This window comes from Kutzneria chonburiensis, from assembly GCF_028622115.1.
GTDB lineage: Bacteria > Actinomycetota > Actinomycetes > Mycobacteriales > Pseudonocardiaceae > Kutzneria > Kutzneria chonburiensis.
The window spans coordinates 10,140,239-10,161,867 of sequence record NZ_CP097263.1; the positions used below are offsets into that span (position 1 = coordinate 10,140,239).

At 70.3% G+C, this 21,629-nt stretch carries 26 protein-coding genes; 15 read left to right on the forward strand and 11 right to left on the reverse strand.

Annotation, left to right across the window (positions count from 1 at the left end; translation table 11 throughout):
* The first annotated feature begins 34 nt into the window (after positions 1–34).
* Complete coding sequence (locus M3Q35_RS47140; protein ID WP_273939149.1) at positions 35–493, forward strand: GNAT family N-acetyltransferase; 459 nt, start codon at positions 35–37, stop codon at positions 491–493.
* A gap of 7 nt (positions 494–500) precedes the next feature.
* On the opposite strand, the gene M3Q35_RS47145 is transcribed toward M3Q35_RS47140, so the two are convergent.
* From M3Q35_RS47145 to M3Q35_RS47155, 3 genes are read right to left on the reverse strand one after another with little or no spacing between them, the layout of a single operon-like run.
* Positions 501–851, reverse strand: coding sequence for a hypothetical protein (locus M3Q35_RS47145; protein ID WP_273939150.1), 351 nt, complete (start codon positions 849–851; stop codon positions 501–503).
* A gap of 24 nt (positions 852–875) precedes the next feature.
* Complete coding sequence (locus tag M3Q35_RS47150) at positions 876–1,658, reverse strand: slipin family protein (protein ID WP_273939151.1); 783 nt, start codon at positions 1,656–1,658, stop codon at positions 876–878.
* Between the two features lie 30 nt (positions 1,659–1,688).
* Complete coding sequence (locus tag M3Q35_RS47155) at positions 1,689–2,636, reverse strand: alpha/beta fold hydrolase (protein ID WP_273939152.1); 948 nt, start codon at positions 2,634–2,636, stop codon at positions 1,689–1,691.
* Between the two features lie 87 nt (positions 2,637–2,723).
* On the opposite strand from M3Q35_RS47155, the gene M3Q35_RS47160 reads away from it, so the two are divergent.
* Positions 2,724–3,494, forward strand: a complete 771-nt coding sequence (locus M3Q35_RS47160) for a crotonase/enoyl-CoA hydratase family protein (RefSeq protein ID WP_273939154.1) — start codon at positions 2,724–2,726, stop codon at positions 3,492–3,494.
* Here M3Q35_RS47160 and M3Q35_RS47165 read toward each other — a convergent pair.
* Entirely contained in the window at positions 3,481–4,098 is a 618-nt protein-coding gene (locus M3Q35_RS47165) for a rhomboid family intramembrane serine protease (protein WP_273944738.1), read from the reverse strand. The genes M3Q35_RS47160 and M3Q35_RS47165 overlap by 14 nt on opposite strands.
* Before the next feature lie 187 nt (positions 4,099–4,285).
* On the opposite strand from M3Q35_RS47165, the gene M3Q35_RS47170 reads away from it, so the two are divergent.
* The 3 genes from M3Q35_RS47170 to M3Q35_RS47180 all read left to right on the forward strand — a co-directional run bounded on the left by M3Q35_RS47170 (position 4,286) and on the right by M3Q35_RS47180 (position 6,614).
* Positions 4,286–4,708 carry a hypothetical protein gene (locus M3Q35_RS47170; protein ID WP_273939155.1) on the forward strand — a complete coding sequence of 141 codons (423 nt, stop codon included), beginning with the start codon at positions 4,286–4,288 and terminating at the stop codon, positions 4,706–4,708.
* Complete coding sequence (locus M3Q35_RS47175; protein ID WP_273939156.1) at positions 4,684–5,796, forward strand: hypothetical protein; 1,113 nt, start codon at positions 4,684–4,686, stop codon at positions 5,794–5,796. Before M3Q35_RS47170 ends, M3Q35_RS47175 begins: the two co-directional genes overlap by 25 nt.
* Positions 5,797–5,873: 77 nt before the next feature.
* Positions 5,874–6,614 carry a hypothetical protein gene (locus tag M3Q35_RS47180; RefSeq protein WP_273939157.1) on the forward strand — a complete coding sequence of 247 codons (741 nt, stop codon included), beginning with the start codon at positions 5,874–5,876 and terminating at the stop codon, positions 6,612–6,614.
* On the opposite strand, the gene M3Q35_RS47185 is transcribed toward M3Q35_RS47180, so the two are convergent.
* Positions 6,607–7,272, reverse strand: coding sequence for a hypothetical protein (locus tag M3Q35_RS47185; RefSeq protein ID WP_273939158.1), 666 nt, complete (start codon positions 7,270–7,272; stop codon positions 6,607–6,609). The two genes, M3Q35_RS47180 and M3Q35_RS47185, sit on opposite strands and share 8 nt — an antisense overlap.
* Positions 7,269–7,694, reverse strand: a complete 426-nt coding sequence (locus M3Q35_RS47190; protein ID WP_273939159.1) for a TIGR03667 family PPOX class F420-dependent oxidoreductase — start codon at positions 7,692–7,694, stop codon at positions 7,269–7,271. Before M3Q35_RS47190 ends, M3Q35_RS47185 begins: the two co-directional genes overlap by 4 nt.
* A gap of 54 nt (positions 7,695–7,748) precedes the next feature.
* Between M3Q35_RS47190 and M3Q35_RS47195 the strand changes: the two genes are divergently transcribed.
* Complete coding sequence (locus tag M3Q35_RS47195) at positions 7,749–8,258, forward strand: HEAT repeat domain-containing protein (protein WP_273939160.1); 510 nt, start codon at positions 7,749–7,751, stop codon at positions 8,256–8,258.
* On the opposite strand, the gene M3Q35_RS47200 is transcribed toward M3Q35_RS47195, so the two are convergent.
* Complete coding sequence (locus M3Q35_RS47200) at positions 8,259–9,743, reverse strand: glycoside hydrolase family 3 protein (protein WP_273939161.1); 1,485 nt, start codon at positions 9,741–9,743, stop codon at positions 8,259–8,261.
* Positions 9,744–9,847: 104 nt separating this feature from the next.
* Between M3Q35_RS47200 and M3Q35_RS47205 the strand changes: the two genes are divergently transcribed.
* Positions 9,848–10,786, forward strand: a complete 939-nt coding sequence (locus M3Q35_RS47205; protein WP_273939163.1) for a serine hydrolase — start codon at positions 9,848–9,850, stop codon at positions 10,784–10,786.
* A gap of 9 nt (positions 10,787–10,795) precedes the next feature.
* On the opposite strand, the gene M3Q35_RS47210 is transcribed toward M3Q35_RS47205, so the two are convergent.
* From M3Q35_RS47210 to M3Q35_RS47220, 3 genes are read right to left on the reverse strand one after another with little or no spacing between them, the layout of a single operon-like run.
* The gene (locus tag M3Q35_RS47210; protein WP_273939164.1) at positions 10,796–11,746 is read right to left on the reverse strand and encodes a LysR family transcriptional regulator; all 951 of its coding nucleotides are present in this window, start codon (positions 11,744–11,746) and stop codon (positions 10,796–10,798) included.
* Positions 11,747–11,756: 10 nt separating this feature from the next.
* Positions 11,757–13,274: an MFS transporter gene (locus M3Q35_RS47215; RefSeq protein WP_273939165.1), complete on the reverse strand. Its 1,518-nt coding sequence runs from the start codon at positions 13,272–13,274 to the stop codon at positions 11,757–11,759.
* Positions 13,271–13,873, reverse strand: coding sequence for a flavodoxin family protein (locus M3Q35_RS47220; protein WP_273939166.1), 603 nt, complete (start codon positions 13,871–13,873; stop codon positions 13,271–13,273). Before M3Q35_RS47220 ends, M3Q35_RS47215 begins: the two co-directional genes overlap by 4 nt.
* A 313-nt stretch (positions 13,874–14,186) precedes the next feature.
* Between M3Q35_RS47220 and M3Q35_RS47225 the strand changes: the two genes are divergently transcribed.
* The 8 genes from M3Q35_RS47225 (at position 14,187) to M3Q35_RS47260 (ending at position 21,264) form a co-directional block, all read left to right on the forward strand.
* The gene (locus tag M3Q35_RS47225; RefSeq protein WP_273939167.1) at positions 14,187–14,924 is read left to right on the forward strand and encodes a 2-amino-3,7-dideoxy-D-threo-hept-6-ulosonate synthase; all 738 of its coding nucleotides are present in this window, start codon (positions 14,187–14,189) and stop codon (positions 14,922–14,924) included.
* A 61-nt stretch (positions 14,925–14,985) separates the two neighbouring features.
* A complete protein-coding gene (locus M3Q35_RS47230) occupies positions 14,986–16,065 on the forward strand; it encodes a 3-dehydroquinate synthase II (RefSeq protein ID WP_273939169.1) in 1,080 nt (359 codons plus the stop codon).
* Positions 16,065–17,456 carry a class I adenylate-forming enzyme family protein gene (locus tag M3Q35_RS47235; protein ID WP_273939170.1) on the forward strand — a complete coding sequence of 464 codons (1,392 nt, stop codon included), beginning with the start codon at positions 16,065–16,067 and terminating at the stop codon, positions 17,454–17,456. Before M3Q35_RS47230 ends, M3Q35_RS47235 begins: the two co-directional genes overlap by 1 nt.
* 14 nt (positions 17,457–17,470) lie before the next feature.
* The gene (locus M3Q35_RS47240; protein ID WP_273939171.1) at positions 17,471–17,749 is read left to right on the forward strand and encodes an acyl carrier protein; all 279 of its coding nucleotides are present in this window, start codon (positions 17,471–17,473) and stop codon (positions 17,747–17,749) included.
* Positions 17,746–17,991: a phosphopantetheine-binding protein gene (locus M3Q35_RS47245; protein ID WP_273939174.1), complete on the forward strand. Its 246-nt coding sequence runs from the start codon at positions 17,746–17,748 to the stop codon at positions 17,989–17,991. Before M3Q35_RS47240 ends, M3Q35_RS47245 begins: the two co-directional genes overlap by 4 nt.
* Positions 17,988–19,106, forward strand: a complete 1,119-nt coding sequence (locus M3Q35_RS47250) for a beta-ketoacyl-[acyl-carrier-protein] synthase family protein (protein WP_273939175.1) — start codon at positions 17,988–17,990, stop codon at positions 19,104–19,106. The genes M3Q35_RS47245 and M3Q35_RS47250 overlap by 4 nt, the downstream gene beginning before the upstream one ends.
* The gene (locus M3Q35_RS47255; RefSeq protein WP_273939177.1) at positions 19,103–19,603 is read left to right on the forward strand and encodes a hypothetical protein; all 501 of its coding nucleotides are present in this window, start codon (positions 19,103–19,105) and stop codon (positions 19,601–19,603) included. Before M3Q35_RS47250 ends, M3Q35_RS47255 begins: the two co-directional genes overlap by 4 nt.
* The gene (locus tag M3Q35_RS47260) at positions 19,600–21,264 is read left to right on the forward strand and encodes a class I adenylate-forming enzyme family protein (protein WP_273939178.1); all 1,665 of its coding nucleotides are present in this window, start codon (positions 19,600–19,602) and stop codon (positions 21,262–21,264) included. The genes M3Q35_RS47255 and M3Q35_RS47260 overlap by 4 nt, the downstream gene beginning before the upstream one ends.
* A 75-nt stretch (positions 21,265–21,339) precedes the next feature.
* Here the strand turns inward: M3Q35_RS47260 and M3Q35_RS47265 are convergent, their stop codons facing one another.
* Positions 21,340–21,585 (reverse strand): hypothetical protein, encoded by a 246-nt coding sequence (locus tag M3Q35_RS47265; RefSeq protein WP_273939180.1) that lies wholly within the window; start codon positions 21,583–21,585, stop codon positions 21,340–21,342.
* Between the last annotated feature and the right edge of the window lie 44 nt (positions 21,586–21,629).

The following is a 21,629-nucleotide window of genomic DNA, read 5'->3' on the forward strand; positions in this document are numbered from 1 at the left end:
GCCGCCGTACGGGGAATTCCGCTGCACTGAGTCGGTGAAGTTCGTCTACACCAAGCCGTCCGACCCGGCGGCGGAGCCGTTGTTCCGCGAGCTGGAGTACGAGTACACGACGAGATACGGCCGTAACGTGGAGCTGTCCAGTTATCCGAACGAGGAGTTCGAGGAGGCCGACGGCGGCGCGTTCCTGCTGCTGTACGACGGCGATGACGCTATCGCCGGTGGCGCGTTTCGCCGCTACGACGGCAACACCGCCGAACTCAAGCGGATCTGGACGCACTCCGAGCACCGCAGGCGCGGCCTCGGCCGGCTGGTCGTCGACGAGCTGGAGCGGGAGGCCGCCCGGCGCGGCTACACGCGGGTCTATCTGACCACCGGACCGCGCCAGCCCGAGGCGCGCGGGTTGTACCTGCGCGCCGGCTACCGGCCGCTGTTCGATGTCGACGCCGACCCGGCGACGCTGGGCGGTCCGCTCCCGTTCGAGAAGAGTTTGTGAGGAATCCTCACCCCGTCGGCACGGTGGCGCTCTCCACCGACACGGGGTCGCGGCGCGCCGGGATGACCAGCGGGCGACGCTTGGCCGTGGCCCGCAGCACGTGCTGACCGGCCACCAGCAGCATGCGCGCCTCGGCGAACTCCAGGTGCCAGGCGTGGTCGACGGCGGCGCGCAGCAGGCTCGGCGCGTCGCCGAGGTCGGTGGTCTCGCCGTAGGCGCAGGCGGCCAGGGCCGAGGACAGGCCGGGACACACCCGGTCCGGCTCCGGCTGCGCGCTGAGCAGTTCGGTCAGGGTGGCGTCCACCGCGCTACGCAGGCCCGCGACCGGATCGAGGGATCGAGCTGGGAATGCCGTCACGGCAACCAATGGTAGTCCCGCCTTTCAAGTGCTGCCGTTGGTCGAGCGGTACTCCGTGGCCCGGTCGAGAAAACGCAACAGTTCGACCGGGAACGGCAGCACCAGCGTCGAGTTCTTCTCGGCGGCCACCTCGACCACCGTCTCCAGCAGGCGCAGCTGGAGTGCGGCCGGGGTGTCGGCCATGGTCGAGGCGGCCTGGGCCAGCTTGTGCGACGCCTGGAGCTCGCCGTCGGCGGAGATGACGCGGGCCCGCCGCTCCCGCTCGGCCTCGGCCTGCCGGGACATCGACCGCTTCATGGCCTCCGGCAGGGCGACGTCCTTGATCTCCACCCGGTCGATGTGCACGCCCCAGCCCAGCGCGGGGCTGTCGATCATCAGCTCCAGCCCCTGGTTGAGCTGCTCGCGGTTGGACAGCAGGTCGTCCAGCTCGCTCTTGCCGATGATCGAGCGCAGCGAGGTCTGCGCCACCTGCGACACCGCGAACTGGTAGTCCTGCACCTCGACGACGGCCTTGACCGGGTCGACGACGGCGAAGTAGACGACGGCGTCCACCCGGACGGTGACGTTGTCCCGGGTGATGCCGTCCTGCGCCGGCACCGGCATGCAGATGATCTGCACGCTGACCTTGTTCATCCGGTCCACGACCGGCACCAGCATGGTCAGGCCCGGGCCGCGCGGGGCGTCGCGCACCCGGCCCAGCCGGAACACCACGCCCCGCTCGTACTGCTTCACGACCCGCGCGCTGCCGGCCAGCCCGACGATGCCGATGCCGAGCAGGCTGAGCAGCACATCAAGGACGACGCCCATCAGATTTTCAGGCTACGCCCGGACATCGATTCAGAGTCCCTTGACGAATTCCACCAGCGCCGCGTTGACCTCATCCGGACGCTCCTGTTGCGTCCAGTGGCCGCAGCCCTCCAGGTCCAGGATGCCGCGCAGGTTGGGGGCGATCGACGGCAGCTGCTCGAGGAAGCCGGGGGCGCCGAAGGTGCGGACGATGTCCTTGGTGCCGGTGATGTAGAAGGACGGCGGCGTGATCTTGGCGTCGGCCCAGGCCGCGGTCAGCTCCCAGTTGCGGTCGATGTTGCGGTACCAGTTCAGGCCGCCGGTGAAGCCGTTGCGCTCGTACTGCTCGGCGAACGCGTCGATGTCGGCCTCGGTCAGCCAGGACGGCAGCGCCTCGGGCGTCGGCATCGCGTCGAGGAAGCCCTTCGCGCCCTCCGGCACGACCGGCGCGGCACCCGCGCCGTCGCCGGAGGCGGCGACCAGGAAGCGGCGGAAGGTGTCCTTGAGGTCGGCGCCCAGCTCGGCGTCGGCGACGCCCGGCTCCTGAAAATAGATTTGATAAAAGCCTTGCCCGAAGCGCTGTTCCAGCAGGCCCAGCGGCTTGGCCGGGGCCCGGCGGGGCGGCGGCACGCTCAGGCCGGCGACGCCGCGGATGATGTCCGGCCGCAGCAGGGCCGTGTGCCAGGCGACCGGCGCGCCCCAGTCGTGCCCGATGACCACGGCCTCCTGCTCGCCGAGCGCGTGGATCAGACCGATGACGTCGCCGACCAGGTGCAGGATCGAGTAGTCGTCGACCGATTCGGGGCGGTCGGTGCCGGCGTAGCCGCGCTGGTCCGGGGCGACGACGTGGAAGCCGGCGTCGGCCAGCGGCTGGAACTGGTGCCGCCAGGAGTACCAGCTCTCCGGGAAGCCGTGCAGCAGCAGGACCAGCGGGCCCTGTCCCTGCTCGGCGATGTGCATCTGGATGCCGTTGACGGTGAGTTCGCGATGGTTGACCACCCGGCCAGTATGCCGGGGGTTGCGGAACTGGGGCGTCTCGGGTTGCATATGAGTTCTATTACGCAACCCAGCCTCGGAGGGTCACCGATGTCGGTCACCGTGGAACGTCGTGAGCACCTGATGCTGATCGGGCTGGACCGGGCGGCCAAACGCAACTCGTTCACCACCGACATGCTGGCCGAGCTGGCCGCGGCCTACGGAGAGCTGGAGCGCGACCCGGACGCGTGGGTCGGCGTGCTGTTCGCGCACGGCGACCACTTCACCGCCGGCCTCGACCTCGCCCAGGTCGCGCCCACCCTGACCGGCGGCGGGCTGCCGCTGGCCGAGGGCTCCGTCGACCCGTGGGGCGTGTCCGGTCCCGTGCGCACCAAGCCCGTCGTCGCCGCCGCGCAGGGCTGGTGCCTGACCCTGGGCATCGAGCTGCTGCTCGCCTCCGACGTACGGGTGGCCGCCGAAGGCACGCGGTTCGCGCAGATCGAGATCCAGCGCGGCATCTACCCGTTCGGCGGGGCGACCGTGCGGATGCCGCAGGTCGCCGGCTGGGGCAACGCCATGCGGTGGCTGCTCACCGGGGACGAGTTCGACGCCGCCGAGGCGTACCGGATCGGCCTCGTGCAGGAGGTTGTGCCGCTCGGCCAGCAGGTCGACCGGGCCATCGAGCTCGCCGGCCGGATCGCCGCCCAGGCCCCGCTCGGCGTCCGGGCGACCTTGGCCTCCGCCCGTGCTTCCCTCGACGACCCGTCCGGCGCTTTGTCCCGGCTCGCCGACGACCTTCAGCCGCTGTTGGCCAGCGCCGACGCCGCCGAGGGCGTGCGGTCCTTCGTCGAGCGACGCTCGGCTGTTTTCACAGGGAAGTAGCGTCCAGGCTCGGCGTGGCCGGATCCACCTGCTTCGGCCGGCGCTCGCGGAACACCCAGCCGCCCAGGATGCCCGCGAGGAAGCCGAACAGGTGGCCCTGCCAGCTCACGCCCGGCGTGCCCGGCACGATCACCGAGAACTGGTAGGCGAAGGACAGCGCCATCACCAGGCCGATCACGATGTCGATGCCGTGCCGGTCGAACAGGCCGCGGACCATGATGTAGCCGAAGTAGCCGAACACCACGCCGCTCGCGCCCGCCGTCACCGTGCCCGGCGCCGAGGTCAGCCAGGCGCCGAGGCCGCTCACCACGATGATCACGAGCGTCACGCTGATGAACTTGCGCACCCCGCGGAACGCCGCCAGGAAGCCGAAGATGAACAGCGGGCCCGAGTTGCCCTCGATGTGGTCCCAGCCGTAGTGCAGGAACGGGGCCGTGAACACCTCCGGCAGCGACAGCGGATTCCAGGCCTGCACGCCGAACGAGTAGCTCAGCTGGTAGCCCAGCAGCGCGTTGACCACCTGGATCCCCCAGATCGCCGCCAGCGCCGTCACCATCACCCAGAACGCCCGCCGCGCCTCGGCCAGTACCGCCTCGGCGCTCATCTGCTCGGCCACGGCCGGAGAATAGCCCGGTTCCTGCCGGTTCGTGGGGCGGTTTCGTGGTTCGGCACGAGCCACGGCTCCGCGCTTGCCGGTCGCGTCGGCCGGGGATCGGCTCGAGTTTTAGGCCGGACATCGCAATTGTGTTCCTCTTCTCGTCACCTGCGTAAACGGGTGGTATTCCCAGCTCATGACGACCGGTGAAACCGTCGAACTTCGTTGCCGGCCGGTTGACGCGCTGCTAGCCTCCGATTGCGGTTCACGAAATGCGATCATGCTGGCCCGCGCCGGGGGAACGGGCGACGCGTGTTTCCGTGTGGAATTCGGCCATGGCCTCGAGGCGCCCGCCGCGGTGTTGACCGCCGGCGCTGGATTACTGCTCGGTGGGGTGGCGCCGGCCGCCCGGTCGGCGAATCAGTGCACATTCACCGACGGTGAATGGACCCGCTGCATTCAGGTCACGGTGAGTATGCCGGCGGCGCCGGCCGTGGGCGCGACGGCGCCGATCACCGTAGCGATCAACAGCCAGGTGGACCTGGCGGCGGCTGCCACCTCAGGGGCAACGACCCGAACTTCCGGTCGGTCGTGGTGCACGAGCTCGGGCACGCGGTGATGGACGAGGCGTACAAGGACAATTTCCCCGCCGCGCCGAACTGCTTCCCGACGCACTTCATCCAGGCCGTCTCCTCCGCCGGCTGCGCCTGGACCGAGGGATTCGCCGACTGGTACCAGGCCGCGGTGTACGCCGATCCCGAATACGCCGGCGACGGATTCACCGTCGGCCTGGAAGGGCCGACCTGGGGCACGCCGGACTGGGATAATGGCGACGCCGTCGAGGGCCGGGTGGCCGGCGCGATGAACGACATCGCCGATTCCGCGGCCGAACCGTATTGGGACAATTACGGTGAGGGTGCGCCGGGGCATCTGTGGGACACGTTCCTCAACCATCGGTCCGCCACCTTCCACGATTTCTGGAACCAGCGGGGAACCGACAATTTCGACGTGTCCGACGGGCCGCTGGGCAGCCTGTTTCAGAACACCATCGACTACGGCTTCCGCAATCCGCTCGCCGACAACCAGTCGCTGACCCGGCCGGATCCGCTGACCCCGCACAACTACCATTTCACGACCACGACCGTGTTCTGGCCGGTGGTGGCGCTGCGGCCACCGGCCGGGGCCGACTACGACCTGTTCCTGTACGGCGATCGCCCGCAGACCCAGCTGCTGGCGGCGAGCCAGCTCGGCGCCGGCACGACCGACTTCGTCGCCGTCGACTCCAACCGCCGGCCGTTGGGCGACTACTACCCGCAGGTGCGAGCGATCAGCGGGCACGGGCCGTACCAGATCGAGCTCGCTCAGGGCGCCAGTCAGCTGCCGGCCGCGTCGAGCGCCACGATTCCCATGGGCGCCAACGATGTCGTGGCCGTGCGGGACGTCTGCGGTGTGACGGCGGGCTCGACCGTGACGCTGACCGTGACCCCGTCGGATCCCGGCCAGGACGCCGAGCTGTTCCTGATGGGCTCCGATCCGGCCCAGCCCAGCACGTTCGTGCAGCCGCGGTCGGCCAGCGTCGCGCAGGCCGCCGGCGCGGGGCCGGGCCAGCCGGAGTCGTTGACCTACACCGCGACCTCGGCCGGTTGCTTCGGTGCCGTGGTCGTGAACAAGGGCGGGGTCGGCACATACACCCTGACCCGATCCTGACCGATGTCCGGGGCCGCTTCGGCGGCCCCGGACCCTTGGGGTGCAACCGAGCCATGAGTTCACACCGTCCCCGCCCTGTGCGCAGACGTGTTGTCCCGGTGCTGGTCGCGGCGGTGCTGGCCGCCGGCTGCCAGGGGCCGTCGGCTGATCCGCCGTCCGGCGGGCTCGCGTTGCGGGTGGAGCAACTTCCCGGCGGGCCCCTGCCGGCCGGGGAGATCTCCCTGCCTCGATATGTCTTGTACGCCGACGGCACGCTGATCGCGGCCGACGGCACGGAGGGCGGGCTCCCGGTCGCGAAGACGTACCACCTCACCGCGGCGGCGTTCCGACGCATGTACGACCGGGCGGCGTCGGCCGGATTGGCCGAGGCGCATGACTACGACCGGCAAGCTCCGGACGCGCCGACGCTGGTCATCACGTTGGTCACCAGCACCGGTCGATCCCGAACCCGCGTCACCGCGCCGGATCCGGAGGCTTCGGGGGCGGCCGGTGACGCCGTCCGGGCAGTGGCCTTCAGCCCCACCAACCTCACAGCCTCGGACCTGACCGGCACGCCCAGCCGCTACGCCCCCACCCAGGTCGCGGTGAACTCCGCTTACGCCACAGCCGGCACCACCGCCCCGGCGTGGCCGCTCGACGCCCTCGGCATCGGCGCGTCCGTTAACGGGGGCCACTGCGTCGACTACCCGGTCTCCAAGGTCGACGACCTCGCCCGCCACCGCCCGGCCGACGGCCGGTGGAGCAACGGTGGCGCCACCTACCAGGTGTTCTTCCGACCGCTGCTGCCCGACGAGGGCGACTGCGCAACCCTCAACTGATCCAAGGACTTCCGACGGCGGCTCGCTCCGCGCTGCCACCGGGCGGCAGGCGGAGGACGTCGATCAGGGTCGGGTCCTCGTCGACGGAGTGGTGCAGGTGCCCGATCTTGCCGGTGGCGGGGTCGGCGGCGGAGGCGCCGATGAGCTGCCACAGGCCGTCATCCGCCTCATGGCTGACGTACAGCACGGGCTCGCGGTGTTCGAAGACCTCGCCGGTCTGGATGCAGTTGGTGCGTAGCAGCCAGTGCCGCATCCACCACGCCCGGCGATCACGCTCCATGACGTGATCGGCGACCCACCACATGAACGGCAGATCTTCATGGGCGCGGGCCTCGGTTGCGGTCAGGTCGGGACCGCCCTGCGGGACGTCCTCGAACGGCTCGTCGATCAGCGAGAAGGCATGGCCGCCCTCATGCTCGAAGACGACGGCGTGGATGGTGCCGCCGCCGGGGTTGCCGGCGCCGATACCCACGGACAGCCGGCCGACATGCGGATCCGATCCGGTCGTCCAACCGATCGCGTACGAAGCCAGTTCTCCGCCCGGCCCGACGAATTCGCCGAAGGCCCGCCGGTCCATGCCGGTCGCGGTGCTCGTGGGCACCTCGACCAGCTTCCCCTCCACCACCTGGATGTCCACGCGCGCAGGGTAGTCGGTCACGCGCGCAGCTTGGTCGGTTTCACGACAACGGCGGCGGCGAACAGGGCGGCGAACTTCTCGGGGGTGTCGAACAACGCGCCGATGCGCTCGGTGTACTTGGCCAGGTACGCCGGATGTCGGTCGGCGGTCGGCTGGTCGTGGACCTGGACGGCGGTGCCCTCGATGCTGACGACGTTGCGCCCGATGTCGGTGACGTCGAGGGCGAGACTGACCCGGGCGTTGGCGGCGATGTTGCGCAACTTCGCGGTGCCGGGCCGGCTGTAGAGCAGGAAGGTGCCGTCCTCGCGGAGCAGGTACCACACCGGCACGCTGGTCGGCTGCCCGTCCGGACGGACGGTGGTCAGCCAGGCGATCAGGTTGTGCCGCAGCCGGGCGTCGACCCGCTCCCGGTCGACGGGGGCCAGGTGTGCCGTGAGTTCCATGGCACCGACACTATGCGCGGGGTCTGACAATTCCCGGCGGCAACAGGAGGACCGGTGGACCGTGTGGCTGAGCTCGTCGCCCAGTTCGAGGCGACGCCGGACGGCGAGGACGACGGGCACACCAAGGTCGAGATCATCCTTGAGCTCGAGGACCTCCTGGACGACCCACGCGCGCTGACCCTGTTCGCGACGGTGATCGCCGATCCGGCCGAGTACGACCTGGCCCGCATCGAGTGCATCAAGATCCTTCAGCTGCAACCGCCGACCGGATCCGACGACCGGCGTCGCATCGGCCGGATCATCGCCGCGGTCCTCGATCCCGAAGACGACTACCTGGTACGCCAGTACGCCGCCATGTCGCTCGGCCCCTACGCACAAGACCCGGCCGTGTTCGACGCGATCTCCGTCGCCGTCAACGACGACGACATCGACGTCCGGCACAACGCGCTGGAATCGGTGAGCGAAGCCGGGCCGGACGACCGCACGAGGGCGCTGCTCCAGCAGTTGACCGACGACCAGGAGCTGGGCAGCGCCGCGAAACGAGTCCTGGAGGAGTGGCGCTGATCAGCCGGCCAGGACCTCCGCGGCGGCCTGGCCGGTGACGCGGGTGGCCCCGTGCGTGGCGAGGTGGAACGCACCGCGGACGGGCCCGTCGGGCAGGCCCATCTCGACCACCCCGGCATCGGGCCGAGCGGCGAGGATACGGTCGAGGGCGGAGGTCATCCACGGGTGCCGATGAGCGTCCCGAACGACCAGCACGAGCGGACGACCGGCGGCGGGGTCGAGGGCGATCTCGGCCAGCCGGGAGGAATCGGCCGGCGTGAAGGTCGCCACGGACGTTGCCGGCATCAGGACGGACAACGGCGCGCCGAGACCCCACGGCGTGGAGCGGTCGACGGCCTGGTTCATCTCGGGCCGGAACTCGACCACGTGCGGCGCGGACCCCAACGGCAGGGAACGCTCACCCGGGGCAACGGTGACGCGAATGGCCCGCCGAGCGGCCTCCAGACCAAGAACGGGATCGCTGGCGGAATCGTCGGACACGGTCCCGGTCCAGGAAGCGAGAGACGCGACGCGACCGGCAGCCTCGCGAAGGCGGGACTCGGCCAGCGACCCGGACACGACGGCGTCGACCAGGGCATCCCGCAGGGCAGCCGCGGTCTCCTCGTCACACAGCCCGCCGCCCACGCACAACGCGTCGGCCCCGGCAGCGATGGCCAGCACAGCAGCGCCGGTGAGGCCCCAACGGTCGGAGACGGCCTTCATCTCCAACGCGTCGGTGACCAGAAGTCCGTCGAACCCCAGCTCGGTACGCAGCAGGTCGACGAGAATTCGCCGCGACAGCGTCGCCGGGAACTCCGTGTCGTAGGCCGGCACCATGAGATGCCCGCACATCACGGACTTCACGCCGGCCTCGAAAGCGGCCCGGAACGGCGGCAGCGCGACCTCGGCCATCTCCGCGGCCGAAGCGGGGATCTCGGGCAGCGCGAGGTGGGAGTCCACGCTGGTGTCGCCGTGCCCCGGGAAGTGCTTGACGCACGCGGCGACGCCGGCCGCCTGCAAGCCCCGGATCCACGCGGCGGTCTGCCGGGCGACCAGCGCGGGGTCGGCCCCGAAGGACCGCACGCCGATGACCGGGTTGTCGGGATTGGAGTTGACGTCCCCGCTGGGCGCGTAGTTCAGGTTGACGCCGACCGCCGCCAGGTCCCGCCCGAGGCCACGGGCCAGTTCGGCGGTGAGCTTCTCGTCGTCGATGACGCCGAGCGCGAGGTTGCCGGGGCGGGTGCTGCCGGTGGCGGCCTCCAGCCGCGTGACGTCGCCGGCCTCCTCGTCGATGGCGACGAGCACCTCGGGCCGGTGTTCGCGCAGCGACGCGGTCAACGCGGCGACCTGCTCGGCCGAGGTGATGTTGCGGGAGAACAGGACGACCCCGCCCAGGCCCTCGTCCAGCCGGCGGCGCAGCCAGTCCGGCGGCGTCGTGCCCTCGAAACCGGGCTGGAGCACGGCATCGGCCAGGCCGAGCAGTTCCGGGCTGCGCGCGATGGTCACCGGTCGCCACCTTCTCCATTGGACTAGACCAATAATCGGCCAGACTTCCATAGTGAGACTGGCCCGTCAACAACACGACTGCCCACGCCCCGTAGCCTGGGCCGGTGATCAGAACGGCCCTGCGCGGGTGCGCACTGCTGCTAGCTGCCCTCGTCATCGCCGGGTGCGGCGAAGCCGGCGTGCCGGAATCGGCGCTGCCACCGATCACCGCGAGCATGCAGGACATGAAGAGCACGAGCCCGTCGGCCACCACGACGACCACGACCACGACCACCGCCGCCACGCCGACCTGCCCCGCGCCGGGCACGGACTTCGACTGCGACCTGCGCCAGCGCATCCAGAAGGCGCAGCAGTACGTCACCACCCGCCCCGGCACGACCGGCATCGTGCTGCGCGACCGGCAGACCGGGCAGGTGTGGCGCAACGACAAGGCCGGCGACCTGGTCTGGACCGCGTCGACGATCAAGCTGGCCATGACGGTCAACCTGTTCCTACGGGACAAAGCCGGCCAGATCACGCTGACCACGGACGACCGCAACCTGATCCAGCGGATGCTCAACAGCTCCGACGACAAGGCCGCCGACTCGCTGTGGTTCAAGTACGCCGGCGCCGACCACATGGCCTTCAACAACGCCTTTCCCGACTACGGCATGAAGACGATCCAGCCGCAGAAGGGCTTCAGCAACTTCTACCCCTACTGGGGCTTCCAGAAGTGCGCGCCGGACGACCTCGACGCACTGATCAACTACGTGCTGACCAAGGCGCCGGCCGACACCCGCGACTACATCGTCAACCAGCTGCGCGCGGTCGCCCCCAACCAGCAGTGGGGCGTGTGGGCGGCCGGACCGGCGGCGCAGCCCGGCAACAAGGACGGCTGGTCGGAGGAGCAGGGCGGCTGGGTGATGAACTCGGTCGGCTTCGTCGGCCCCGGCGCCAGGTACACGCTGGCCATCATGAACAGCCTGAACGGCCAGGGCGGCTACGACCAGGGCCAGGAGACCGACAGCCAGGTTGCCAAGATCCTGTTCGGCGGCCGCTTCTGACGGTCCGTGCTAACTATGGCTCGACTCCCACCACGCGGCGTACACGGGGTGGTCGTGCACCAGGGTCTGGTAGCGCTTGACCACCTTGGCGTGCACCAGATCGGCCAGCCCGGCCACCGCGGAGGTCGGCCGCCACACCAGCTGCATGGTGCGCTGCAACGGGTTTCCCACCAGCGGCCGCAACACCATGCCCGGCACCGTCACGGCCGACGGGTAGAACGCGGCGATGGCGTGTCCACATCGGACCATCATGGCCGCGGTGGCCATGTCCGCGCCGCGGTGGCGGCAGCGCGGCGTGAAACCGGCTTCCTCGCAGGCCAGCCGTAACGACGTGGTCAGCCCGGACAGCTTCTCGTTGGGCAGCACCCAGTCCTCGTCGGCTAGGTCGGACAGCCGCAGCGCCATCCGGTCGGCCAGCCGGTGCGAGGCCGACAGACCGATGTAGGCGGTCTCGTTGACCAGGTTGCGGGTGCGCAGCCCGTCCGGCGGCTGGATCGGCACGGACGGCTGCTGCGCGTACACCGCGATGTCGAAGTCGGACGCCTGCAACACCTCGTTCAACGTCTCCGGCGTGTGCGCGAGCTGCGTCACCTGCTCCCGGTCGGGCAGCAACTCGCGGACGGCGCCGGCCAGCATCGGGGTGATCGGACCGAGCGGCCCGCACACCCGGATGGCGGCCGGCGGCTCGTCGCGCACCGCGAGCACCCGTGTGCTCTCCACCAGGTCGTCGAACTGGGCCAGCACGTCACGGGCCCGGGCCACCACGTGCTGGCCCAGGTCGGTGAGCGCGACCCCGCTGGGCGTGCGCCGGAACAGCGCCCCGCCGAGCTCCTGCTCGATCCGCTGCACCTGCGCGGTCAGGCCGGACTGGGCGATCCGCAGCTGCGCCGCGGCCCGGCTGATGCTGCCGGCGTCGGCCACCGACTGGATCACCTGGAGATGTCGCAACTCGACCTGCATCGTCTGCTCCTCAGTCGGAAGGGCCACCCAGACACACGGCGATCAGGACCAGCCCGCTCAGGCACAGCACCACGCTGGTGCCGGCGGTGATCCGCATCGCGTGCAGATACGCGGAGGTGGCGGCCTCCGTCAGTTCAGGCCGGCCGGCGGCGCGGGCGACCGACAGCGCCGCCTGCGCCGAGCCGAGAGCCTGGCGCGCCAGGTCGTCCGGCAGCCCGACCAGTGCCGGCCGCAGCTCCGACCGGTACCACGCGCTCAGGATCGTGCTGCCGACGGCGATGCCGAGCGTGCCGCCGAGCTGGCGCAGCCCGGACGTGACGGCCGAGCCGGCGCCGCTGCGTTCGGCCGGCAGGTTGTCCATGGCCGCGCTGGTCGCGGGAACCACGACCAGGCCCATGGCCAGACCCTGCACCAGCATCATGAAACCGAACAGGACAACCGGTGTGGACGCGTCGAACACGAGATAGCACGCGAGCGTCGCAACGGCGACGATCATCCCGATCGACGCCACCCGGCGCACCGAGAAGCGCCGCACCAGGGCCGGCGCCCACAGGTTGCCGGTGAGGATGCCGACCGCGGTGGGCGCGATCGCCAGCCCCGCGCCGAGCGGGCTCAGTCCCAGGATGTCCTGGAGATAGAACGAGGCGTAGAACAGCTGCCCGGTGATGCCGAAGAACGCCACCGTCAACACCAGGCCGCCGCCGGCGAACCGCCGCCGCAGGAACAGCCGGACGTCGAAACTCGGTGCGCTGGAACGACTTTGCTGCACGGCGAACACCGCCAGCAGGGCCAGCCCGGCCATCAGCGGCACCAGCACCGACGGCGAGTCCCAGCCGACGTCCCCGCCGATCTGGATCACGCCGTACACCACGCCCAGCAGGCCGCCGAACGACAGCGCCAACCCCGGCCGGTCCAGCGGCCGCCGCTGCGCCACGTGCAACCGCGGCACCCACAAACCGATACCCACCAGACAAATCGCCGTCACCGGCACGTTGAGCAGGAACACCGAGCCCCACCAGAATCGGCTCAGCAGCAGTCCGCCGACGATCGGTCCGATGGCCAGGCCGACCGCGGCCGCCGAAGCCCAGATCGCCACGGCCTTAGGACGCTGCGCCGGCTCCGAGATCCGCAGCGCCACCGACAGCGTGGCCGGTGTGATCAAGGCCGCACCGACGCCCATCGCGCCCCGGGCGAGCACGAGTTCCAGCGGTGTGGCGGAAAACGCCGCGATCGATGACGTGACCATGAACACCACGAGCCCGGTGGACAGCGCCCGGCGCGGCCCGAACCGGTCGGCCAGCGCGCCGCCGGCGAACATCGCCGCCGCGTACACCACGGTGTACGCGCTGATCGCCCAGGCCAGCTCGCCGGTGCCGGCCCCGAGGCCGAGTACCGGGTCGGCCAGGGTCTTCACGGCCAGGTTGAGCACCGAGCTGTCCATCGCCGACACCGTCTGCGCGAGCACGGCGACGCCCAGCACGGCCGCCCAGATCCTGGGCCGCACAACGGGATCGTCGGCGACGGTCACGACACCGGGGCCAGCGCCGCGCGCCCGGCGACGAACACCGTGGCCTGCTCGGCCACCCGGCGACCCAGGTGCTCGGCGGTGGCCAGATCGGACGCGTGCACGTCCTCCGGCCGCGTGCCCAGCAGCGACTGGGCCGCCGCGCCGCTGTGGAAGCCGAGGCGGTTCTGGTCGTGCTCGCTGCCCCGCACGGTGTTCCACCCGGACTTCAGGCCGAGGTTCACCCAGGTCATCCCGTGCTGCGCGGCCAGCGTCTGGAAGTAGCCCAGCGTCGAGGCCTTGTCGCCGTACTTGTCGCCGGAGTTGGTGAAGCCGCCGGCCAGCTTGTCCAGCCAGGTCTGCCGCAGGAAGCGCCGGGACGTGGCCTCGGCGAAGGCGTGGAACGCGGCCGACGCGGTGCCCATGTAGGTCGGCGCGCCGAACACGATGGCGTGCGCGGCGTCCAGCGCCGCCCAGCCCGCTTCGTCGATCGTGTCCACGCTGACCAGCGTCGATTCGCAGCCGCTCACGGAAGCGGCCCCGGCGTGCACGGCGCCCGCAAATCTCGCGGTATGTCCCGTGCCGCCGTGGTAGGCCACCGCAACGTGTACGGAAATTGCCACGATCGACTCCGATCATGTGAAGAATATGCGCCGGCATGGCGTGCGGACTGCCATGTTAGCGAGGCTCCGCAAGGTCAACCATAGGCCGTCTGCCTGCGTGAAACGTTCATCCCTTGACACTTGACGAACGGGCCCGCCCGCTCATAGCAGAGCATCTTCAAAGTCTCATCAGAGTTCAGCTAAGCGGTCATCGGAACAATCTCTGGCGGCGGCATAACTGCGAAGTTATCGCGATCTGTTAGTTGTCCCGGCTTCGATTGCGCCCCAATCATTCACACCATCGCCGAAGAAGTTTGAACAGGAGGTGCGCACCGTGGCCGATCCCGGGAAGGCGTTCCGCACCCGGCGCCTGTCGCGCGCCGGGGACGGCCGGTACCTGTTCGTGCCGCTGGACCACAGCGTGTCGGACGGACCTGTGGTGCCCAACGAGGACTGGGACGAGCTGATCCACTCCGTGGTGCTCGGCGGGGCCGACGCCATCATCGTCCACAAGGGACGGTTGCGGGCCATCGACCCGACGCTGCTCGACGACTGCGCGCTGGTCGTGCACCTGTCCGCCGGCACGTCGCACGCCGCCGACCAGCACGCCAAGGTGCTCGTCGGGGACGTCGAGGACGCGCTGCGGCTGGGGGCCGACGCGGTCAGCGTGCACGTCAACGTCGGCTCCGACACCGAGGCCCGGCAGCTGGCCGACCTGGGCGCGGTGGCCAGCCAGTGCCAGGAGTGGAACGTGCCGCTGATCGCGATGGCCTACGCCCGCGGCACGCGCATGGCCAACTCGTTCGATCCCACCGTGCTCTCGCACGTCGTCAACATCGCCGCCGACCTCGGCGCCGACATCGTCAAGACGTCGATGGCCCTGCCGGTCGAGCGGATGGCCGAGGTCACCGCCAGCTGCCCGATCCCGGTACTGGTGGCCGGCGGCCCGGCCGCCGACGCCGACCCCGACGGCGCCGGCCTCGTCGACTACGCCCGGTCCGCGCTGGCCGCCGGCTGCGCCGGCCTCGCCGTCGGCCGCCGCGTCTTCACCTCCCCGACCCCCGCTCCCTGATGAACAAGCTCGCCGCCGTGCTGCACCCCGCCCAGGCCGCCGCCCGACTCTTGGAGACCGCGTGAAATTCGCTTGGATCGACCTGCGCACCGTTCCGCAGCCGCAGCTGGAGGCCGTGGTCGCGGCCGCGGTGCACACCCGGATCGCCGGCGTGGTCTCGGACGACCCGGCGCTGCTGGCCACGCTGCCGCCGACGCTGCAGAAAGTGGTGCTGGGCCCGGAAAGCGGTGGTGACCTGGTCACCACGATCGTCGACGACGGCGACCAGCTCGACCGGCTGATCGCCGCCGGCCACACCGGCGTGGTCTTCGTCCAGGTCAGTGACGACCGCACGCTCAACCTGGCCTGCACGGCGGCGGCCCGGCTGCCGTGGACGATCGTCAGCTTCACCGACCCGACGAAGATCCCGCTGGAGATCGTGATCGCCGCGGCCGACCGGTCCGACGGCAAGCTGGTCTGCGTGGTCGGCGACATCGAGGAAGCCACCATCGTGCTGGACGTCCTCGAACACGGCTCGGACGGCCTGCTGCTCGCGCCGCGTGACGCCAACGAGGTGTTCCAGCTGGCCCGCCTGCTGGAAGCGGGCAGCAACGACCTGGCGCTGTCCACCCTGACCGTGGACCGGATCGACCACGTCGGCCTCGGCGACCGCGTGTGCGTCGACACCTGCTCGCACTTCGAGCAGGACGAGGGCATCCTGGTCGGCTCCTACTCGTCCGGCTTCATCCTCTGCGTCAGCGAGACGCATCCCTTGCCGTACATGCCGACCCGGCCGTTCCGGGTCAACGCCGGCGCGCTGCACTCGTACGTGCTCGGCCCGGACAACCGCACCAACTACCTGTCCGAGCTGCACTCCGGCAGCACCGTGCTGGCGGTCAACACCGAGGGCCGCACCCGCCGGGTCGTGGTCGGCCGCGCGAAGCTGGAATCCCGGCCGCTGCTCCAGATCACGGCGCACTCGGGCGACGGCGTCGAGGTGAGCCTGACCGTGCAGGACGACTGGCACGTGCGGGTGCTCGGCCCGGGCCCGAAGGTCCGCAACGTCACCGAGTTGCAGCAGGGCGACGAGCTGCTGGGCTACATCGCCACCGACAAGCGCCACGTCGGCATCCCGATCGGCGAGTTCTGCAAGGAGAGCTGATGGAGCTCGTCGCAGATCTGCTGTCCCAACATCCCGACGACCTGCCCTACCTCATCGCCGATCACGTTGTCACGCACGGAGAACTGCGTGAAGCGGTACGGCAGGAGGCGGCACTGTTCTCCTCGGCCGGGGTGCGCGAGGGCAGCACCGTGGCGTTGCAGATCCCACCCAGCTTCACCCAGATCGAAGTGCTGCTGGCGTTGTGGCAGCTCGGCGCGCAGGTGATGCTGGTCGACCATCGGCTCAAGCCGGCCGAGGTCGAGCAGCTGCGGGCGCTGTGCCGGCCGCAGCACGTGGTCCGGGCCGGCGCGGCCGGCTGGTCCCGGCTCAGCTTCCGGTCGCGCCACGAGCTCGTGACGGAGAAGCGCGCCGACGGCCTGCCGGCGAGCACCGACCACCGGCTGATCCAGTTCAGCTCCGGCTCCACCGGGCGGCCCAAGGTGGTCGGCCGCACCGAGGCGTCGATCACCGCCGAGATCCGCCGGTTCAACCAGCTCACCGGCATGCCGGCGCTGGGGGAGCGGGTGCTGCTGCTCAGTTCCACGGCGCACAGCTTCGGCCTGATCGCCGGGCTGCTGCACTCGCTGTACGCCGGTGTCGGCGTGGTGTTCGCGGCCAAGGTCGCCGCCAACGACATCCTTCGGGCCGCGGACGAGCACGAGGTCAGTGCGATCTTCGGGGTGCCGTTCCACTACGAACTCCTTGCCACCGCGGAGAATCCGCCGCTGCTGCCGTCGCTGCGGTGCGCGGTCTCCGGCGGCGAGCTGATGCCGCCGGCGGTGGCCGAGCGATTCCACGACGTGTACGGGGTTCGCGTCGGGGAGTCCTACGGCACCACCGAAACCGGTGTGATCGCCATGGACATCAGCGGGCGGCTGCGCCCGACGGTCGGCCCGGCCACCCCGGGCATCCTGCTGCGCATCCGTGACGGTGAGGTCGATGTGCAGCTGCCGACCACGCCGTACCTCACCGCGGACGGCCAGGACCGCTACGTCGACGGCTGGCTGCGCACCCGGGACCGGGGCGAGCTGACCGTGGACGGCACGGTCCGGCTGCTCGGCCGCGGTGACTCGCTGGTGGTCATCGGCGGTCTCAAGGTCGACCTGACCGAGATCGAGGACGTGCTGACCAAGCACGGCTCGGTGGCCGAAGCCGTGCTGGTGCACGGCGAAGTCATCGAGGCTTACGTGTCCACGGTGGACGTTTCGCTGGCGGCCGAGGATCTCGTCCGCTGGTGTGCCGACCACCTGGCCGACTACAAGGTGCCGAAGCTGGTGCGGGTGCTGCCCCGGCTGCCGAGGACCCCCAACGGCAAGCTCATTCGCGACCGCGGCTCGCTGCGGGCGGCGGCGCTGGTCGCCGGCCTGCCCGATCCGGCCCGATCTGCCTGAGAGGAAAGACAACCATGACCGCGTCCACAGTGGACGACGCACGCGTGCGGGAGTTCGTGCTGAGCACGCTGGCCGGCGAGATGAACGTGCCGATCGACCGGGACAGGATCACCGACGACAGCCCGATCGGCACCAGCGGCATCGACCTGGAGTCGCTCAGCCTGGTCGAGCTGACGCTGCGGCTGGAGCGCGAGTTCGAGGTGAAGATCCCGGACACCGACATCGAGGCCATCGGCGCCATGACGCTGGGGCAGCTGGCCGCCGACATCGTGCGGCGCAAGGCCGTCCAATGACCGAGCAGGACGTCCGCGAGCTGCTGGCCGACCCGCGGATCTTCCCGGACCTGCCGGCCGACCTGCCGGCCGACGCCGAGCTGGTGATCGACTCGATGGCCCTGGTGTGGCTGCTGCACCAGGTGAAGGCCCGCTTCGGGGTGGACGCCGATCCGGACGACGACGAGCTGGACGAGTTCACCTCGGTCGCCCGCATCACGGCATACCTGAACCGGGCCCCGAGGAAGGTCGAGACGGCATGACGGGCGGGGTCGTCGTCACCGGGTACGGTGTGTTCACGGCGTTCGGCTGGGGCGAGAAGGCGTTGCGGGACGGGGTGTTCACCGGCGCGCAGGTGTTCGCGCCGGCGCGCCGGTTCGACCCGACGCCGTTCCGGACGCCGATGACCGCCGCCGCGGCCGGCGACCCCGACCTGGTCGAGGTGCTCGGCGGCTGCGCCGACGACGCCGTGGACATGGCCGGCCTGCCGCCCGGCACCACGGTGGCGACACTGCTCGGCTCGGCCGGCGACTGGAAGTCGGTGACCCGGTTCTCGCGGGGCCTCGAGTTCTCGCCGGGGGCCGGCGTTCCCGGTGTGCTGGCCGGGATGGTGGCCGACCGGATCGGTTTCGACGGGCCACGGCTGGCGTTCACCAACGCCTGCGTGGCCTCGGCCTCCGCCCTGATCCACGGCTGGCGGTTGATCACCGCCGGCCGGCAGGAGGTGGCGCTGTGCGCCGGGGCGTACCTGGTCGAGGAGGAGAACATGGCCAAGTTCGACTCCGGCCGGGCGTTGTCCAAGGACGGCGCGATCCGACCGTTCTCCTTGGACCGCAGCGGTTTGCTGCTGGGTGACGGCGCGGCCGCGATCGTGCTGGAGTCCGAGGAGCACGCTCGGGGCCGCGGTGCTCAGGTGCTGGCCCGGATGACCGGCGTCGGCGTCGCCTCGGACGCCTTCCACATCGCCAAACCTCATCCCGAGGGCCGTGGCATCAACTCTGCCATCTCCCAGGCGTTTCGCCGCGCCGGAGTGTCCGGTGTGGACTATGTCAACGCCCACGGCACGGGCACCCCGGCTAATGACGGCGCGGAGACCAACGGTCTGCGCGCGGGGGTCGGCACAGACACCCCGATCAGCTCGACGAAGAGCACCACCGGGCACATGCTGGAGGCAGCCGGCGCGGTGGAGTTCGTGGTGTCGCTGCTGGCCTTGCTCGACGGCGTGATCCCGCCAACCGCCGGATATCGGGTTCCGGACCCGGCCTGCGACCTCGACTACGTGACCGAGGGCCCGCGCCGGGTTCCGCTGCAACGGGTTTTGTCCCTGAACGCCGCGTTCGGCGGCATGAACACCGCGATCCTGTTGGAGCAGCCGTGATCGCCGTCGCCAGTGCGGAACTGTCCGGGGCGCTGGAGCCGGTGCCCGGCTTCATCGAGTCCAACTTCAGTCCGCTCGTGTACCACGCGGCGGCGCAATGCCTGCACGGCCGGGAGTTCGACGGCTCCCGGCTGGCGGTCGTGGTGTGCAGCCTCATCGGCGATGCCTCCACGACCGGTCTGGCCAGCAAGCTGCTGGTCGAAGGCCAGGTGCACAACGCCATTCTGTTCATGCAGGCCACCGCCAACGCCGTGCTGGGCTACCTCAGCCGCGAGTTCGACCTGACCGGCCCGCTCCTCAGCATGTCCACAGTGGACGACGATCCGCTGGACACCGCCGAGCTGCTGCTGGCTGATCCTGAGCTGGACGCCGTGCTGCTGCTCACCGTCGAGCTGGCCGCCGACGAGCGCGCCGCGGCCGTGTACCGGCTGCTCGGCCGTACCCCACCGACCACCGACGGGGCGTCCGCGCTCCTGCTGGAAAGGGAACCGCAGTGATTTCCAAGGAAGAACGCGCCCGGATCGCGGCGGACACCGAGCTCGGCGCGGGCAACGTGCTGCACCGGATCAAGGAGTACGGCCGGCCGCTGGACGAGCCGGTGCTGTGGACCGACGGCACCTGGCAGGCCCCCGACGGGAGCCGCCCGACCGTGCTCACCCTCGGCCGGCTGTACGAGATCGTGGAGACCTACGCCGGTTTCTACGCCAGCAAGGGCATCAAGCCGCGGGACGTGGTCGGCGTGCTCACCGCGTCCAGCACCGAGTTCGCGATCAACTTCATGGCGGTCAACTCGCTGGGCGCGATCCCGTCCTTCACCAATGCCAAGCTGCGCCCGGAAATCGCCCGTGAGTACATCCGGCGACAGGGTGCCTCCGGCGCGGTCACCGACGCCGAGCGGCACGAAACCCTGGCGGGCGGTGAGCTGGGCTTCGTGATCACGTCGTCGGATGTCCGGCCGGAGCACCGGGATCACCTGCCGGCCACCGGTTGGCCGTACCGGCACGACAAGACCGACCCGATCATCATCTCGCACTCCTCCGGCACCACCGGCATGCCCAAGGCCGTGCCGCACACCCACGAAACCCTGCTCTACGCCCAGTTGCACCGGCTCAAGCTGTCGGTCGGCGGCTCGATGGGCCGGCTGCTGGTCGCGTTGCCGGGCAACCACAACGCCGCCATGTCGGTGATGATGTTCGGGCTGCTGCTGGGCTCGCCGGTGATGCTGCTGTCCAGCCAGCGCGGCGACGACGTTCTCGATGCCGTGCAGGAGTTCAAGCCCACCACGGTGTTCGGCTTCTCCGGCACGTACGCGCAGATGGCAACGGCCGATCTGTCCAAATGGGACACTTCAAGCATCGAGGCCTACTACAACACCGGCGACGCCGCCCACGAGGCGCACATCCGGGTGCTGGTCGGCCTGGGCAGCCACGAGGAGATCGGCCGCGACCTCAAGCCGCACCGGGTCCCCGGCTCGGTGTTCACCGACGGCCTCGGCTCGTCCGAGACCGGCTATTCCATCTTCCACAATGGACACCGGCCGGGCAGCACGTCCTTCGGCCGCTGCATCGGCAAGCCGATGAGCTTCGCCAAGGCCGCCGTGCTGTCCGAGGACGGCCGCCCGCTGCCGCCCGGCGAGGTCGGCCGGCTCGGCGTCAAGTCGCCGACGCTGACTCCCGGCTACTGGAACGACTCCATCACCTGGCACCGGCTGCGGCTGGGCGGCTACTGGCTCACCGGCGACCTGTCGTACCAGGACGCGGAGGGCAACTTCTACCACCTGGACCGGGCGCCCGACGCCATCCGCACCCGTGACGGCATCGTGTTCAGCACCCGTACCGAGGAACTGCTGCTGGCCAACCGGCCGGAGCTGGTCGACTGCACGGTCACCGCGATCGTCGAGGACGGCGTGCAGGCCGACTGGGACGGCGACGGCATCGGCGACGCGTACGTGTTGTTGCAGTTCGCGGGGGCCGAGGACCCGGCCGAGGACCTGACCACGTGGGTCAACGATGTGCTGGCGCAGCACGGGTTTCCCCCTGTCACCCGGGCGCTGCGGATGGACTACACGGACGTCTCGGTCGGCGTGACCGGTAAGGTGCTCAAGCGCGTGATGCGTGAACGGGCCAAGGAGCTCGTCGCGCGCGCCGAGGGGAAGTGACGTGACGGCGCCGATGGAGGTGTACCGGCTGTGGTGGCTGCACGACGCCCGCTGGTACCAGGGCGTGGCCAGCCGCTACGGCCAGGAAGCCGCCAACGAGATCAACGCCGAGGCCATGCGTTTCGTGGCCACCCGCGTGGGAAAGCAGGTCGCGCGGGCGCACGGTGAGCCGATCGCCGACGCGGATTCGGCGACCTTGGCCAAGCTGTACGAGCGCTGCGCCGACATCATGTTCCCGAACGAGCTGCGGGACGGCGGCGTGACGGCGCTCGACGACGAGCTGCTGGAGCTGACCATGCGGCAGAACTTCGCCGTGGTCATGGTCCGGATGGCCGGCTCGCTGGACGGATACCGGTGCCCGTGCA